Source organism: Maritimibacter dapengensis (assembly GCF_019218265.1).
Classification (GTDB): domain Bacteria; phylum Pseudomonadota; class Alphaproteobacteria; order Rhodobacterales; family Rhodobacteraceae; genus Maritimibacter; species Maritimibacter dapengensis.
The window spans coordinates 99,235-115,615 of sequence record NZ_JAHUZE010000003.1 but is presented as its reverse complement, the minus strand read 5'-3'; the positions used below and the strand labels follow the sequence as shown (position 1 = coordinate 115,615).

The window sequence follows — 16,381 nt, the reverse complement described above, 5'->3', positions numbered from 1 at the left end:
GTGATTTTTGCAGGCGGCAAGGGGTCGCGTCTTATTGAAGAAACGCGGGTCCGACCGAAACCATTGGTCGAGGTCGCGAACCGGCCAATCCTTTGGCATATCATGCAGCATTACTCGACCCACGGTCATCATGAGTTCGTGCTGGCGCTCGGCTACATGGGCGACATGATCAAGAAATACGTTTCCGACCTTTGCCAATATGGCGGAAACCTCAGAGTGGATTTCGAAAACCGGGAGTTGTTTGGCGAGCCAGAAGGCGAGCTTCCCGATCCCGCTCCGGTGCCGCCTTGGACGATTGACATGATCGACACCGGGGTCGACACCATGACCGGTGGCAGGTTGGCCCGGTTGGAGCCATATCTCGGCGGCGAGACGTTCATGCTGACGTATGGTGACGGCGTTTCAAATGTCGACATCAACGAACTGATCGCTTTCCACAAGTCGCATGGCAAGTTGGCGACCATGACGATGGTGCGGCCACTGACGACCTTCGGACACCTCTCTGTAAGAGAAGACGGACTTGTCTTGGGGTTTGAAGAGAAGCCTGAGACGGCGGTCGATTGGATCAACGGTGGTTTCTTCGTCCTGGAGCCAGAGGTTTTCGAGGCGATTGCGGATGTGAATGGCGACGAGATCATGTGGGAAGAAGGCCCTTTGCCCAAGCTCATGGAACTCGGCGAACTGATGGCCTACCGTCATCAGGGATTTTGGTATTGTATGGATCATTTGGCCGACAAACGGCGGCTTGAGGAGATGTGGAAAAATGGCAACCGACCCTGGGCAACATGGGAAGATCAATCGGGTTCTGGTAACGGGACATCTGGGTTACGTGGGGACAGTAACCGTGCCGGTATTGGCCGCGGCGGGCATCCAGGTGACTGGGTGCGATATAAATCTCTTTGACCGAGCAGACTTTCCACCTGGCGGTGAGATCCCCGAGGTCGAAAATATCGGAAAGGACATCCGTGATCTGACGCCGGCGGACCTTGAGGGGTTCGATGCGGTCGTCCACCTCGCGGCCCTGTCCAACGATCCGCTCGGGCAATTGCGCCCCGGTCTGACGCAGAAGATCAACCACGAAGGTTCCGTCCACGTGGCGCAATGCGCAAAGGAAGCTGGCGCGTCTCGTTTCGTATTCGCGTCGTCCTGCTCGAACTACGGCAAGGCGGGTGCCGACATGATCGACGAGAGCGGTCAGCTCAATCCGCAAACGGATTACGGGCGCTCCAAGGTTCTCGCGGAACGCGATCTGAAGCCGCTGGCTGATGAGACCTTCACGCCGGTCTTCCTGCGCTTCGCGACGGCCTACGGTGTCAGTCCCCGGATGCGGTTCGACATCGTGCTGAACAACCTCGTCGCGCATGCCTACACGTCCGGGAAAATCCTGATGATGTCCGACGGCACGCCGTGGCGTCCGATCATTCACGTGGAGGACATGGCCCGCGCGTTCGTCGCCGCTCTTAACGCCGATGCGGATGCGATCCGTGGTGAAGCGTTCAACGTCTGCCGCACCGAGAACAACTACCAGATCAAGGATCTGGCCGAAATCGTCGCCGATACGGTGCCCGGCGCCAAGATCGACTACGCTTCGGATGCTGGACCGGACAATCGGTCATATCGGGTTAGTTCGGCCAAGATCGAGCGCCTGATCCCTGACTTCAAACCGCAATGGGACGCCGTGCGCGGCGCGCAGCAGCTCTTCGACGCGGTCAAGGAATACGGGCTGAAGCCCGAAGACTTCGAAGGCCGGAAATACAAGCGCCTCGCTCAGCTCGAAGCGTTGGTGGCGGAAGAACGGCTTGATGCCGAATTCAGAAAGACAGGCTGAAAAATCAGAGGTTAACTGGCGGCTATCGAGGTGGAAACACCTTGCGCCAGTGCCTCCAACTCATCGAGCTTGATCTGGCGTGCGCTCATCTGGGGCGTCGTTTCAAGACCGGCCAATTCCAAGACCCGGCGCCACCTGTCCAGGTGATCGTGCCGTTCGATACAAGTGACAATGTTCCTCTGACTGATTGCGGCCAGCCGTTCAGGTTCTGCATTCAGGCTTTCGATCACCTTATCGATCTCCGCGCAGTCGTAAGGCACGTCAATAACGGAATCTTCCCAATCCAGGTGTTTCCGGAAAGCGTCGCTGTCGATTTTGCTTCCCAGGATAACCGCACCGGCTGCCATACCCTCGATGTAACGGAGACCAAACTCTGTTTGCAGGGCGCGTTCTTCTGGTCGTTCGATTTTCGCGATGTAAGAAAAAAAGTAGCGCGACCGCTGCAATTGACCGACGTAGTTTTTCCGATGTGCACGATAATCGGTCATTTCGGCGCGACCGGATATCGTTTCATATGAATAGTAACTTCCAGTGCGATCTGCATGGTCGATCAGCGCTGCATGGGTATTGGGATGCCGGACGCCAATACCCAGGGCTTCGATCGCCCGTTCGGGAGGATTCGGCCAGGGGCAGAAATGAACCGCGTCGAGCCCCCAGGGTATTGCATGTACCGGGACTTTCAGCCGCCCTTTAAGTGCTTCTGCCGTGCCTGCAAATGAACAGATGACGAAATCAAATTCGTTCAGACGTTCAAGCAGTGCTGCGTGCTGGTCAAGATGTGCAATCCAAAGCTCTTGGATCCAGCAAATGGCGCTCGCAGACCTTTCGCGCCAAGACCGCACAGCGTCCAGCGCATTGAGATCACGAAGCTGAGCGATACTGTAGAAAAACAGATCATAGTCTTGACCGAGTTCCACCTGTTTCAGTCCGGTTGGCAGGTATCGCGCGGCTTGGGAACGGTAGGACAGTCGGTTCTTTATTCCGGTAACGATGCGCTGGGATTGGATGGCTTCCGGCGCAATCAGGTCCGCCTGATCCATTTCCAGGATTGTATCTTCGAACTCGTAACCGTGTGATCGCGAGACGTGGTTCTCGATATTCCGCAACGAAAGCAGCGCGACCCGCGCGTCCGTCCTGGATTCGAGATTCTCGACCATTTCGTTCCTACCTTGCCCCACGATCAAGCATCGACGCGGCGTTCAAGGACTTGGCGCGCGCCTCGTTCGCCAGACTTGAATGCTTCGTCCGTCCATTGGTATCCCCACTCCCCAAACCGACCAACGTAGGTAATGCCGATTTCGTCAAGCCATTCGTGAACGATCGGCAGAGCGGTTTCCCGGTCGAGATCGAAGATAATGTTCGCGTGCGGGATCAGTCGCGCATCGGTATGCAGGATTTCTTCGTCCTCGCGGATTAGCCCGATCTTAACGAGGTCGTCGATGACAGGTTGGATCAGATCATCCGGCGTCACGTCCAGCGGGCGGTATTTCCAGGAATAGTAGCATTCCGCCTGGATCGAACCGGTGCCCGGTGGGCACGTGGACGGCGACATCTTGTGCGGGAAGCTCAGTCGCGTGAACACGATGTCTTCGTCATAGATGTAGGTCCAGGTTGCCGGCGTGAAGTCGTCCCGCGCGAGGCCGATATTGACCGTAACGCAAGTCGTTGCGCAAAGCTGAGCAGCAGCGGCTTTTACGTTCTCGGGTGCCCCGTCTATCAGGGGAATGAGGTCGGGCAGCGGGATCGAAGAAACCAACTGCTTGTATTCCACCGTTTCACCATTGGCGAACCGAACGCTTTTCGCTTTTGGGTCTATGTGGACGACCTCGTGGTCGAGCTTCATTTCGGCCTTTTCCATGAACGGTTTCAGATACGAAATGAACCCGCCTTCGCTGGGGTATCGGAAGTCGGAAATGTAATGAACATCCGGCGTTTCGGCGAACAGTGCCCCCCGAATGACTTCTTCCATCGAGGGGCGATACAGACGGGGACCCATCCAGACGGTGCTCATTTTCTCGGCATCGACTGTGTGATACTTTTTGCCGTAGACTGCCGGGAAGTGGGTCGCAAAGGTTTTGCCGAAGACGCTGATCAGCCACTCAAGATAGTTTGCCGGCTTTTCAACCACGTCCGTTTTGCTCGCCTCGATGAAATCGAGAACGCATTGCGTTTTAAGTTCCGTTGGCAGGTTGTGGAGATTTGCCTGGGCCGGGTGCTTCACCCAAGCTCCATGATAGTAGTTGTTAACGTACGCCTGCAGTTTCTCGTAATGACCATCGACGTTGGATGCGAAGAGGTCCTGGATACGGGGATCCTTCGAGAATGAGATGTGCGGACCATCGTCGAACACGAAGCCGCTGTCATGCACGAATGTCGCGGTGTGACCGCCAGGATAAGAGTTCTTGTCGTACATACGAGCTCTTACGCCCTGGCTATTAAAGTGGTGCGCTGCACCCAATCCAGCCATACCGGTGCCCAGGATAACGATATCATCGTCGCTCATTTCAAACCCTCTTTTTCCAATTCCTTGCGCCACCACGCGATCGTGTCAGCCAAACCTTCATTCAAATCGAATCGCGGCTGCCATTTGAGTGTAGAGTGAAGCTTCGTAGTGTCCGCCTCAACCAGTGGCGGATCGCCGGGACGGCTTTCTCTCGCACCAAGGCGAAGCAGATCCGGTCTTCCGATTTGTCTTCCTATCTCTTTGACCACGTCGGCCACCGCTGTTGCGGTTCCACTTCCTATGTTCAAGGGACCTTCGATGTCGCTGAGAAGGAGTTCCGACATCGCGCGCCCGACATCGCCGGAATGTAGGAAATCGCGTTTCTGGAGGCCTTCCGTGCAGAGAGCCTCTCGCCCCTCGAGCAAGGACACGATGACATCAGCTACGAGCCGGCGTCGATTTTCTTCGGGGCCATAGAGGAAGAACGGTCTTGCCCATGCTGCCGAAAGTTCGAGTTTGCGGCAAAGGGGCCCGTATGCCGTGAACAACGCTGATTTGGCGGCGCCATATTCGGTGTCAGGCCTCAAGGGCGTGTCGGTTTCGTTCAGTTTCTTTTCTTCTGACCAGTCGTATTCCATGCAGGAACCACAAAAGACCACGCGTTTGCCACCAGCTTTCGAGAACTCGAAAAGAAGGTCGATCGAGTGTTGGATCCACCGGAAATTCTCGAGCGCCTGCTGGTTTCCCGGCCCCATGTACCATGCCAGAGCCAATAAATGTGTTGGCTGGTGGTCAAGAAAGACGGCTTCGATACCCGCGCGAGTCGTGAGATCCGCTTGAGCCCAGCTCAATTTTTCATGCGTCAGTTCCGGTTCTTGGCCGCCTCGATACGTTCCGATCACCTCTGCGCCAGATTCGAGTAAGGCCTTAACAGCGGCGCGGCCAATGAAACCGTTCGCGCCGGTTACCATAACTCGAGGCTTGTCCATCGGCTGGTTCATTGACACGTCACGCAGGTGATTTCTGATCGGTCGGGCTGCATCTCCATCATCCTAGCAGGGGCCAACTGGCGTCTTTTTCCGAGACGATTTCGACAGGGATCGGCCAGTCGATGCCAAGCGCGGGATCATCGTAACGTAGGCCACCCTCCGCGCCTGGTGTGTAGAAGGCACTTGCAGAATAGAATGCTTGAGCCCCATCGGTGAGTGCGAGATAGGCATGCGCAAACTGCTCCGGAACATAGAGAGCCTTTTGGTTTTCCGATGAAAGCTCGATCCCGAAATGCTTCAGGTAAGTGGGAGAGTCCGGCCTCATGTCCACGATAAGATCCCAGATCGCACCATTGATGCATCGCATGACTTTGACTTCTGAATGCGGTGGAGCCTGATAGTGCAAACCTCGGATCGTGCCCTTGGCGAAATTCCCCGACAAGTTGACCTGTGCAATGGTCGGGTCAAGACCGTGTTCCTCGAACTCCCGCGCGCAATAGGCGCGACCGAAATAACCCCGGTCATCTTCGATCTTGTCGAATTCAACGACAAAAGCACCCGATAAGGGTGTTTCAGTGAAACGCATGACCCTCAATCCCTGCAGCAAAAAAAAAGGCTATGTCAAATACCCAAATGAAAACGTAGCGCATTATCGGCTTGGTAAAAATAGCTTTTTGCGGTGAATTGCTTACAGGTCTGTTTCATCATCCGAAACGATGGAGACGGCGCGCGATGTACTTCGAAAGCGCTTCGCGCCTGCGATCCAGCGGTCGATCGACCAGGAGATACGGTATCAAGGCGATTGGCATCGTCGCTGCCAGCAGCGCAAGCTTTTCCACTGGATTGGCACCGCCCAGCTGGTGGTCAGCGATCGAATACAGCGGATAATGGACAAGGTAGATACTGTAAGACAGATCTCCCAGTTTTCGATCGAACGGCGAGCTGCTCTGGCGAACATTCCAGTGGACGAGAGGTGCCAATACGAGCACCCAGACGACTGAAAACCACCGGTCGTTGAACGGGTTAGCCTGCGTCCGATCAAACAAAGCTGCGAGGGGCGTCTGTAGCGCAAGGAGTCCGATCAAGACGAAAACGATAGCAGAAACGATTGCTGCTCGACCGCTTGGTTTCAATTGCGACGTGTAAGAGAGCGCACCTGCAAGAAAGAGGACGATGTAGGCCAACAGAACGTCGATGCCGTAATTGTCCGCAAGGAACCACCCCAATACGGTAAGGGCGCACGCTGTGACCAGTATGACCGAGTTTCGCGTGTTACCGGGCGACAGCAGCAAGGACGCAAGAAATGGCACCGTGAGGTAGAACTGCACCTCGATGTCGAGACTCCACGATATTCCCAGAACGTCCCTGCCATGCGCGGCCGTTCCCAGCAGGGGGAGCGCAATCCAGTTGGATGGATTGTAGCGACCGAGGATGATCGCGAATGCCGCAATCGAGACCACTGTGCAAACCGAATATAGCAGCCATATCCTCAGGAAGCGTGAGATCAGGAACGTCGCGTTTGGAAATTGAAGGTTGGCGTATTTCTCATGATACATTCGCACGACCCAGTAACCGCTTAGCATGAAAAACAGGCACACCGCGGTCTCTCCGATGTTCACGCGGGACAGGTGACTGACGCACACGCAAAGTGCGAGAAAAAGGCGAAACTGGCCCGGACCGATTGGCATTTTTGCTCCTAGCAAAGCTTCTCGCCCGTCGATCCCAGATCACGCAGAATTGCTTCGTCGGTAGGGCGTACACCATTCTGGTGTTCCGATTTGAAGGCTAGCGTCTCAACTGTCTAATGCACAAGACCGCGAAATTTGATAACATCATCAAGAAGGTGATTTGTTTGAGGGGATTAATAATGGCTCATTCCATGGGGAAGGGCGTCCGAACGCGCCCCGCGAAGTCGACTGTATCCGATGGCGGACGTCGGCGCTTCTTGGCCAGTTTGTTGTCAATGTCTGTCATGGCGATTTTCCCAGCCGTTCGTGTTTTTCGGGTCAGATCTCGCTGGGTCTTGCGAGAGGATGATCTCTGATGTTTCTCGAGCCGAAGACTTTTCCGTCGGACCATGTCGAGTCCGCGCAAATTTGTGTTTTCGGATCGGGTCCGGCCGGTTTGACGCTCGCGCAGGACCTGGCGCGTCGCGGCGTCTCGGTCCTACTAGTCGAGGCCGGTGGACTGTACTTTGAAGACTGGTCTCAGCAATTATACGCCGGAAGCGTTGTCGGCGATGCGTATTACGACCTTGCCGAAGCACGGTTGCGAATGTTTGGAGGGACCTCGAACCATTGGGGTGGGCGTTGCATTCCTCTCGATTCGTACGATTTCGAACCGCACCCCGGTTTTCCCGAAACCGGGTGGCCCATCAGCAAAGGCGATCTTGATCCTTATCTTGCTGGGGCCTGTGAAGTCGTTGAAATTACTAACGATTTCAAGGTTGAGCAATATACGGAGAATGTAGTCAAGAATACGTTCCAGTACTCTGCGCCTGTGCTCTTCGGCGAGAAGTACATGGAGTTCTGCGAGTCGTCGGATGCCTTGAAGGTTTGCCTTGAAACCGCACTGATCGATCTTGAGCCGGAAGGAGATGCGATCCGTCACGCGACCGTCAGGACCCGCGATGGTGAAACCTGGAGAATCCAAGCCGACAATTTTGTCATGTGTCTGGGCGGAATTGAAAACTCCCGCATGTTGCTCTGGTTTGATGAACAACATGGTGGGGCCTTGAATGCGAACAGGGATGTTCTCGGGGCCTACTGGATGGAGCATCCCCACGCGAATCTTGCCGACGTTGTTTTTCGCGAGACAGGTGAGGGTTTTTTCAAGGACGGAGAGGCGACGTTCGCCCTGACGCGTGAGGCACAGGTCAGTGCGGGGATTTTGAACGCCGGATTGCAGATGACGGAAGCGGCCTACGGTTCGGGCTCCAAACAATTGATCGCCGATCTTCTGTGCGTCGCTCCTGGCTTGGGTGCGCGAATCCTGAAAAGTACGCAAGGCAAGGCGCTTGTCTGTGGGTCACGACTTGAGAGTCATTGGGAACAAGCTCCTGTCCGAACAAATCGCGTGGCGTTGGGTGATGAGACGGACGCTCTCGGCATTCCCAGGCCGCAACTCCATTGGCGGCGGAGTGAGCAGGACCGACTCACGGCCACGATGTCCACATTGATATTCGCCCAAGACCTTGCGCAGGCTGATCTGGGGAGGGCCCGCCTCGCTGAATGGATCGCTGAAGATGGTGCGATCCCAAATGGCGGAATGATTGCCGGTTGGCACCATATGGGCGGCACACGTATGCACGACAGCCCGTCACATGGGGTCGTGGACAAAAACCTGAAAGTCCACAAACTTCAGAACCTTTACATCGGCGGATCTTCGGTCTTCCCGACGGGGGGGTATGCAAACCCGACCCTGACGATTGTTCAAATGTCCTTGCGACTAGCAGATCATCTGGCGACTTTGGTCTAGGGCAACGGCGTTATCGGTGAGAGATGCGGTCGAGCGCGTTCCGAGTTCGACCTTGACCTCACGATCCTCCGAACGACCGCAGAAATTTTCGCAACGAGTTCGTCGTTGTGGACGATTTAGAGTGGTTTGGCGTGTGCGGTTTCTTCAATTCAGAAACATCGGCCGAGTATCCGAAGCGATCGAAGTCCATCTGGTAAATATCCATGATTTTCTCGATCTCTTCGTCAGTGGGCTTCGTCTTGGGTTTCTTTCCGTTCTTGCGCGACCCTTGTTCATTCACTTTCGGCAATTCACGGGGACCACCGTTGTTTCCAGTCAATTCGTCGAGCCAATCGATGAAGGGAGCTGTCCCTTCTTCCAACCGAAAAACCTTTGCGTCTCCGGGAACGATTTCGCTCATCGGGCGAACGTGGTTGTCGAAGACAAACGGGTCAGCCTTGCGCGCTTCTGTGATGCTGTCGAGCCATTCGAGCAGCGTTACATCCGGTGGCACGGAACGCTCGATGTCCTGTTGGAAATGATATGCGCTGACCATGCGTGACACGGGGTGTCGAACAAAAGCGAAAGTGGCGTCGAAAAAATTCTTCGGGAAAATGCGCTCAAAGGTCGCGACGTCGATATGCTGTGGTGATGAGCGGGACCAACGCTCCTGTTCGGGAAGAAAATGCATCCTTCCATCATAAAACGCGACTGACCCGAAGCGCTCTTCAAGGTACTTAAACATTGATGACCCTGCACACTTCGGCACGTGAGCAAAAAAAATCAATTTTGAATCTGCACGAAAGAACGGCACTCTCTGCTCTCCTGTGTTCCGATCTGGCGACTGGTCGGGCTTTCCCTCAAAATAGCAGCCGTCCGAGCGTGTAACACGCCTACAAAATTTTTTTTGGGCGAAAATGTGACTTGATCGTCAAGTATGTCAAGTCAGTGCCTCGGTCCATAGTCCTTATCGTCCGAGAGGTGAAACCAGACAGACAATGGGCGGAGGCATCTGTAGTGACTGAAGTCGCCGTGTTTCAGTTCCTTTTCGTGTGATAAAGTTTGGGTCGACCTAGTGTGCCGATCTTACACTTCTCGCGCGGGTTTCAGCCTCCCGACGCAATCGCCAAAGCCGATCTGGTACCCGTCACCGTGGGCCGCGCCCTTGAGGGTAAGCGTATCGCCGTCCTGAATGAATGTGCGGGTTTCGCCATTGGCCAGCTCGACCGGTTCCTTGCCGCCCCACGATAGTTCCAAAAGCGACCCACGACTTTCCTTGGTCTCACCCGAGATCGTGCCGGAGCCGAGGAGGTCGCCAACCCGCATCGGGCAGCCCGACGTCGTGTGATGAGCCAGTTGCTGCGCGGCGGAGTAATACATCACGTTGTAGTTGGTACGCGTGATCGTGGTTTCCGCGCCGCCGTCCGGCGCCATCGTAACTTCGAGGTCGATGTCATACAGCATCGGCCCCGGCTCTTTCAGGTAATCGAGGAGCGGCTTTTCCCGTTCCGGCGTCGACGTGCGGAAGGGCTCCAGCGCGGCGGCGGTCACGATCCACGGGCTGATCGTGGTCGCGGTCGCCTTGGCTTGGAACGGACCAAGTGGCTGATACTCCCACGCCTGGATGTCGCGCGCCGACCAGTCGTTCAAGAGCACGTAACCGAAGATGTTCTCAAAGGCCTCGGCCACCGAGATCGGCCCATTCGAAGCGGTGCCGACGATGGCCCCCATCTCGAGCTCGATGTCGAACCGCTGCGAGGGACCGAAGCGTGGCATCTCGTCATCCGGACCCTTGAGCTGGCCGTTGGGACGGATCACGTCGGTGCCCGAGAGCACGACAGACGAGGCGCGGCCGTTGTAACCGATAGGAATGTGAAGCCAGTTCGGCGGGAGCGCGTTCTCGGGCCCACGGAACATGGTGCCAACGTTGAACGCGTGGTGCTTGCCCGCGTAGAAATCGGTATATTCCGACACGGTGAACGGCATGTGCAGCGTCGCGTCCGTCTGCGGAACGAGGTATTTCGACAGGCTTTCGTCGCCGTCCTCGGCGAGCCGCTCGGTCAGCGTGTCACGGAATGCTGCCCAGGCCTTATTGCCCTGCGCCATGAACGCGTTCCAGCTCCCGGTCTGAAGCGTGCCGCCTGCGTCGATCTCCCCATCCGCCTCCATCGCGGCGAGGTCGAGGATCTGGTCCCCGATGGCGGTCCCGCAACGCGGTTCCCCGCCGGTCGAGAAGACGCCATAGGGCAGGTTGTTTAGCGGAAAGGGCGTGTCCGCGCTGTTCGCGCTGTCCACCCAGGAGCGTTTCAGGTCTGTCATGTCATGTCCTTTTCAGGTCGCGTCGGCCTGCGCCTCGGGGCGCGCGGCGTCGAAGGCGGGAAGGGCGAGGCATCGCCCTTCGATCTCGGTGAGGCGGGCGAATGGGGCAAGGTCGGTGCCCCAACGCCGCGCGTTGTAGAGCTGCGGAACGAGGCAGATGTCAGCCAGCCCCGGCGTGTCACCAAAGCAGAACGGCGTATCCGGCCGAATCAGCGTCTGAAACGCGGCGAACCCCTCCGTCATCCAATGGTTCATCCAATCGATGGCCTCATCCTGCGTATGGCCCATCGACTTGAGCCGTCCGACCACGCGCAAGTTGTTTACCGGATGGATGTCCGTTGCGATCCCGAGCGCCGCCGCGCGCGCGTGGGCGCGCTCAATGGGGTCCGTGGGCAAGAGTGCAGGCTCAGGATGGGTGTCTTCCAACCAGTCGAGGATCGCCATGCTCTGGGTCAAGGTTGTCCCGTCGTCGAGAACTAGAGCGGGAACGCCCAGCCCCGGATTGACGCCGGCATACGCGTCGGACCGCTGATCGCCCGCCACCAGATCGACGGGGACAGACGTGTAGTCGACCCCCTTCAGGTTCAAGGCGATCCGCACCCGGTAAGACGTCGTGGACCGCCAGTAGGTGTAGAGCTTCATTTGAGCCCCGGCGTGCCGTCGAACTTCTTCTCGAGACTGTCCCAGCAGTCGATGTAGTCGTCCTGAAGCGGGGCTTCCTTGCCGGCGAACTCGGTCAAGTGCTGCGGGAACCGGGTCTCGAACATGAAGGACATGGTGTTTTCGAGCTTCTCCGGCCCGAGGTTAGAATTGGACGCGCCTTCGAAAGCGTTTTTGTCCGGCCCGTGCGGCAGCATCATGTTGTGAAGCGACATACCGCCCGGCACGAAGCCCTGCGGCTTCGCGTCGTATTGGCCATAGATGTTGCCCATCAACTCGGACATGATGTTCTTGTGATACCACGGCGGGCGGAACGTGTTTTCCGCCACCATCCAACGATCCCGGAACAGCACGAAGTCGATATTCGCCGTCCCCGGCACGCCCGAAGGTGCGGTCAAAACCGTGAAGATCGACGGGTCCGGGTGGTCGAACAGGATCGCACCGACCGGGCAGTAGGTCTTCAGATCGTATTTGTAGGGCGCGTAATTACCGTGCCACGCCACCACGTCGAGCGGGCTTTGCGCGATCTTCGTTTCGTGGAACTGGCCGCACCACTTGATCGTGAGCGTCGAGGGCACTTCGCGGTCCTCGTAGGCCGCGACCGGCGCCTTGAAGTCGCGCGGATTGGCAAGCGCGTTGGCTCCGATGGGGCCACGGGCCGGAAGCTCGAATTTCTGACCGTAGTTTTCGCAGACGAAGCCACGGCAGGGCCCCTCTAGCACTTCGACGCGATAGACCAGCCCGCGGGGCAGGATGGCGATTTCCTGGGGCTCCACGTCGATCACGCCTAGTTCGGTTGCGAAGCGAAGCTTGCCCTGCTGCGGCACGACGAGCAGCTCACTGTCGGCAGAGTAGAAGTATTCATCGACCATCGAGGTCGTCACGAGGTAGACGTGGCTCGCCATGCCCACCTGCGTATTCACGTCACCCGCCGTGGTCATCGTGCGCATGCCGGTCAGCCACGTGAGGTCACCCTCGGCCTCCACCGGGTCCCAGCGATACTGGCCAAGACTTGTGACGTCCTCCGGCGTATGGGGAGCGGACTTCCAGTAGGGCAGGTCAATCCGGGTGTAACGGGTCGAATGCTTCACGCTCGGACGGATCCGATAGGTCCAGGTCCGCTCCGGGGGGTGCGCCGTAAACGCGGTGCCCGACAGCTGCTCACCATAAAGGCCGTAGTTGCATTTCTGCGGCGAATTCATGCCCTGCGGCAAAGCGCCGGGCAGCGCCTCGGTCTCGAAGTCGTTCCCGAAACCGGGCATGTAGCCTTCATGCGTGCCCGTCGTGTCCGTCGCGCGGATCATGCCCTTGGGAAGGTCGTGAGTCGTCATGGTCATACTCCCTGAGTTTCAGGATCAGCCTTGCAAGTCATTCCACATCTGTTGGTCGCGCTCGGCGGTCCAGACGCGGGGCGTGTCGATGCCGCGGGCTTCGTCATAGGCGCGGGCCACGTTGAACGGCAGGCAATGCTCGTAAATCGCATAGTCCGCAAATTTCGGGTCGCAGGATGCGCGCACTGCGTCCCAAGCTTCCTTGAGCGTGCCGCCCCGCGCCACGATGCGGGCCACTGGCGCATAGGTCGAGTCCACGAAATCGCGGGTGTTTTCGAGCGCCTTTGCAACCATCTCTTCACCCACAAGTGCGTCTCCGCGCCCTGGCGCGATGCTCTTCGGCTCGAAAGCGGCGATCGCGTCGAGAGTGTTGCCCCAATCCGCGAAATGCCCGTCGCCGCAGTAGCAGGCGGAGTGATATTCCACGATGTCACCGGTGAACATGACCTCCTGATCCGGCACCCAGATCACCGCGTCGCCCGCGGTGTGGGCGCGTCCGAGCTTCATGATGTCGACGCGGCGCTTGCCGAGATAGACTGTCATCTTGTCCGAGAAGGTCGTGGTCGGGCGGGTCAGGCCTGGGATTTCCTCGTGGCCCTCAAACAGGCGCGGGAAGCGGCCGAACTCGCTGTCCCAGTCCTCTTGCCCGCGCTCTTCGACCATGCCGGCAGCGACGTCGGACATGATGATTTCGCGGGCGCCATAGGCCGAGGCGCCCAGCACGCGCACCGCGTGATAATGGGTCAGAACGACATGGGAAATCGGCTTGTCGGTCACGCCACGCACACATTCGATGACCTTGCGCGCAAGGCGCGGTGTGGCCTGCGCTTCCACGATCATGACGCTCTCGTCCCCGATAATGACCCCGGTGTTCGGGTCGCCCTCGGCGGTGAAGGCGTAAAGCCCGTCACCGACCTCGGTGAAAGAAATCGTCTTCTCGGTCATGTCGCCTTGCGACGCGAATGCCTTTGCCATTGTCCAATCCTTCCATGCTCCCGCGGGAACGTTGTATCGCTTTCCGCTCTATATCGTTGCAAATGCAACAAAGTCAAGACGTCGCCTTGATCGTGATCAAGGGCTTGTGAGTTGGGCTCTTATAGTTTCACCTGCAACGATAAAGGTAAGAGGCTAGTCAATGAGTATCGAATCCTTCTTCCCTTACCAACTCGCTGTCGCTGCCGCTGCCCTTTCGCATGAGCTCGAGGATGTCTACCGACGAGAAGGCGGGCTATCGCGGGAGGAATGGCGTGTCCTTTTCCTGCTCGCCGACGTCGAGTGCTTGACGTCCAAGGCGCTGTCCCAACGCTCGTCCCTCGACAAGGTTCAAATCAGCCGCGCAGCCCAGAAGCTTGAAAGCAAGGGCCTCATCAGCGGTGAGGCTTCGACGACGGACCGGCGATTGAGGGACTATCGCTGTACCGAAAAAGGGCGTCGGCATTTTCGCGAGCTTTTTCCACGGGTCGAAGCGCGGGCCAGAAATGTATTGGCGCGTATGGCGGACGCCGATCGCACTGCCTTGGAGCGCGGTGTGGATGGGTTGATTCGTGCTGTGAAAGAGCCAGACTGACACCAGAATTGCCGCGTCCGGGCCCTGCCTCACATGGATTTGAGACCTGCGCAAATCAAAAACGTTGCATTTGCAATGAAAATGCGGCATCCACATCGCGAAGCAGGAATTGCGTTCCGCTGAGCGGGGCCATCCTCGGCACGGTAATTGGGAGGAGCCATCATGCTGGATTTCGACGACCGCTACACTCTGGCGCACAAGATTTATCCGTATGAGAAGCATGCGGATCAGGACAAGGCGGAGGCAGTGCGCCATCCGGTCGTTGTCGTGGGCGGCGGGCCGATCGGGGTGGCGACGGCGCTCGATCTCGGGATGCAGGACATTCCGGTCGTGGTGCTCGACGACCACGAAGGCATCGGCATGGGCAGCCGCGCGATCTGTTTCGCCAAGCGCTGTCTCGAGGTTGCGGATCGTTACGGCTGCGGCGAGCCGATGGTCGACAAGGGCGTCGTGTGGAACCTCGGCAAGGTCTTTCACAAGGAGGGCCAGATCTACGAGTTCAACCTGCTCCCCGAGGAGGGCCACAAGTACCCGGCCTTCATCAACCTGCAACAGCCCTATTTCGAGCGCTTCATGGTCGACCGCCTGCGCGCGCTTCAGGCCGAGGGCAAGCCGATCGAGATCCGCGGCAAGAACCGCGTCGATGCGATCGAGGTGAAGGACGACCACGTCGTGCTCGACGTGATGACGCCGGACGGGCCCTACAAGATCGAGGCCGACTGGCTGGTCGCGGCCGACGGTGCCAATTCGCCCCTACGCGACATGCTTGGCCAGGACTTCACCGGCAAGGTGTTCCAGGACAGCTTCCTCATCGCCGATATCAAGATGAAGGACGTGGAGTTCCCGACCGAGCGCTGGTTCTGGTTCGAACCGACCCACGGCTCGGGCGCTTCGACGCTCCTGCACAAACAGCCCGACGACGTCTGGCGCATCGACTTCCAGATCGGCTGGGACGTGGACCGCAAGGAAGAAATGAAGGAGGAGAATATCCGCCGCCGCCTCGACGCCATGCTGGGGGACGTGGAGTACGAGATGGTCTGGTCCTCGATCTACACGTTCCAGTGCAAGCGGATGGGGAGCTTCCGCCATGGCCGTGTGTTCTTCGCGGGCGACGCAGCGCACCAGGTGTCGCCCTTCGGCGCGCGCGGCGCGAACTCGGGGATGCAGGACGTGGACAACCTGGGCTGGAAACTGGGGATGGTGCTGAAAGGGCAGGCGCCCGAGGCGCTGCTCGACAGCTATTCCGAAGAACGGGTCTACGGCGCGGACGAGAACATCCTGAACTCCACCCGCTCGACCGATTTCATCACGCCCAAGTCCGAGGTGTCCAAGACCTTCCGCGATGCGGTGCTGACGCTCGCGGCCAAACACGAGTTTGCCCGCCCGCTGGTCAATTCGGGCCGCCTGTCGGTGCCTTGCGTCTATGACGGGCTGTCTCTCAATGGCCCCGACTCGCTTCCCGGTGCGCCCGCGCGCACCCGTGTCGGCGCGCCGATGGTGGATGCACCGATTGGCGACGACTGGCTGCTGTCGATGATCGGTAACCGCTTCATCCTGATGACCATCGACGCCGACGCGCCCGAGAGCCTCGACGTGGACGGGATCGAGGTCACGCGCCTCGCGCTGTCCTCAAAGGACAACCCGGAGCTGGCCGAACGTTATCTTGGCGAGGCCAAATCCGCTGTCTACCTGATGCGGCCCGATCAGCATGTCGCCGCCCGCTGGGCGCATTTCGACACGGCCTCGGTCAACCGCGCCGTCAACATCGCCACCGCCCGCGCGTGAGGA

At 58.1% G+C, this 16,381-nt stretch carries 15 protein-coding genes; 5 read left to right on the top strand and 10 right to left on the bottom strand.

The features are described 5' to 3' along the window. The gene (locus KJP28_RS12780) at positions 1 to 903 is read left to right on the top strand and encodes a sugar phosphate nucleotidyltransferase (protein ID WP_336245347.1); all 903 of its coding nucleotides are present in this window, start codon (positions 1 to 3) and stop codon (positions 901 to 903) included. After that, positions 830 to 1,828: an NAD-dependent epimerase/dehydratase family protein gene (locus KJP28_RS19990; protein WP_336245346.1), complete on the top strand. Its 999-nt coding sequence runs from the start codon at positions 830 to 832 to the stop codon at positions 1,826 to 1,828. The genes KJP28_RS12780 and KJP28_RS19990 overlap by 74 nt, the downstream gene beginning before the upstream one ends. 11 nt (positions 1,829 to 1,839) lie before the next feature. Here KJP28_RS19990 and KJP28_RS12775 read toward each other — a convergent pair whose 3' ends face one another. From KJP28_RS12775 to KJP28_RS12755, 5 genes are all read right to left on the bottom strand, one after another. Next, positions 1,840 to 2,985 (bottom strand): glycosyltransferase, encoded by a 1,146-nt coding sequence (locus tag KJP28_RS12775; RefSeq protein WP_218392991.1) that lies wholly within the window; start codon positions 2,983 to 2,985, stop codon positions 1,840 to 1,842. Between the two features lie 23 nt (positions 2,986 to 3,008). After that, positions 3,009 to 4,331 carry a protoporphyrinogen/coproporphyrinogen oxidase gene (locus KJP28_RS12770; RefSeq protein WP_218392990.1) on the bottom strand — a complete coding sequence of 441 codons (1,323 nt, stop codon included), beginning with the start codon at positions 4,329 to 4,331 and terminating at the stop codon, positions 3,009 to 3,011. Then, the gene (locus KJP28_RS12765; RefSeq protein WP_218392989.1) at positions 4,328 to 5,272 is read right to left on the bottom strand and encodes an NAD-dependent epimerase/dehydratase family protein; all 945 of its coding nucleotides are present in this window, start codon (positions 5,270 to 5,272) and stop codon (positions 4,328 to 4,330) included. The genes KJP28_RS12770 and KJP28_RS12765 overlap by 4 nt, the downstream gene beginning before the upstream one ends. 46 nt (positions 5,273 to 5,318) lie before the next feature. Beyond that, the gene (gene rfbC / locus KJP28_RS12760) at positions 5,319 to 5,846 is read right to left on the bottom strand and encodes a dTDP-4-dehydrorhamnose 3,5-epimerase (RefSeq protein ID WP_218392988.1); all 528 of its coding nucleotides are present in this window, start codon (positions 5,844 to 5,846) and stop codon (positions 5,319 to 5,321) included. A gap of 118 nt (positions 5,847 to 5,964) precedes the next feature. Continuing rightward, positions 5,965 to 6,948, bottom strand: coding sequence for an acyltransferase family protein (locus tag KJP28_RS12755; RefSeq protein WP_218392987.1), 984 nt, complete (start codon positions 6,946 to 6,948; stop codon positions 5,965 to 5,967). Between the two features lie 355 nt (positions 6,949 to 7,303). Between KJP28_RS12755 and KJP28_RS12750 the strand changes: the two genes are divergently transcribed. Continuing rightward, positions 7,304 to 8,737: a GMC oxidoreductase gene (locus tag KJP28_RS12750; protein WP_218392986.1), complete on the top strand. Its 1,434-nt coding sequence runs from the start codon at positions 7,304 to 7,306 to the stop codon at positions 8,735 to 8,737. A 58-nt stretch (positions 8,738 to 8,795) separates the two neighbouring features. Here the strand turns inward: KJP28_RS12750 and KJP28_RS12745 are convergent, their stop codons facing one another. The 5 genes from KJP28_RS12745 to KJP28_RS12725 form a co-directional block, all read right to left on the bottom strand. Next, positions 8,796 to 9,530 (bottom strand): sulfotransferase family 2 domain-containing protein, encoded by a 735-nt coding sequence (locus KJP28_RS12745; protein WP_218392985.1) that lies wholly within the window; start codon positions 9,528 to 9,530, stop codon positions 8,796 to 8,798. Between the two features lie 272 nt (positions 9,531 to 9,802). After that, positions 9,803 to 11,035: a fumarylacetoacetase gene (gene fahA, locus KJP28_RS12740; protein ID WP_218392984.1), complete on the bottom strand. Its 1,233-nt coding sequence runs from the start codon at positions 11,033 to 11,035 to the stop codon at positions 9,803 to 9,805. A 12-nt stretch (positions 11,036 to 11,047) separates the two neighbouring features. Beyond that, entirely contained in the window at positions 11,048 to 11,677 is a 630-nt protein-coding gene (gene maiA, locus KJP28_RS12735; protein WP_218392983.1) for a maleylacetoacetate isomerase, read from the bottom strand. After that, complete coding sequence (gene hmgA, locus KJP28_RS12730) at positions 11,674 to 13,026, bottom strand: homogentisate 1,2-dioxygenase (protein ID WP_218392982.1); 1,353 nt, start codon at positions 13,024 to 13,026, stop codon at positions 11,674 to 11,676. The genes maiA and hmgA overlap by 4 nt, the downstream gene beginning before the upstream one ends. A gap of 24 nt (positions 13,027 to 13,050) precedes the next feature. Next, positions 13,051 to 14,001, bottom strand: a complete 951-nt coding sequence (locus tag KJP28_RS12725) for an MBL fold metallo-hydrolase (protein ID WP_218392981.1) — start codon at positions 13,999 to 14,001, stop codon at positions 13,051 to 13,053. Positions 14,002 to 14,161: 160 nt separating this feature from the next. On the opposite strand from KJP28_RS12725, the gene KJP28_RS12720 reads away from it, so the two are divergent. Both KJP28_RS12720 and KJP28_RS12715 read left to right on the top strand, forming a co-directional pair. After that, entirely contained in the window at positions 14,162 to 14,593 is a 432-nt protein-coding gene (locus KJP28_RS12720; RefSeq protein ID WP_218392980.1) for a MarR family winged helix-turn-helix transcriptional regulator, read from the top strand. Between the two features lie 162 nt (positions 14,594 to 14,755). Then, positions 14,756 to 16,378, top strand: coding sequence for an FAD-dependent oxidoreductase (locus tag KJP28_RS12715; protein WP_218392979.1), 1,623 nt, complete (start codon positions 14,756 to 14,758; stop codon positions 16,376 to 16,378). Positions 16,379 to 16,381: the final 3 nt, after the last annotated feature.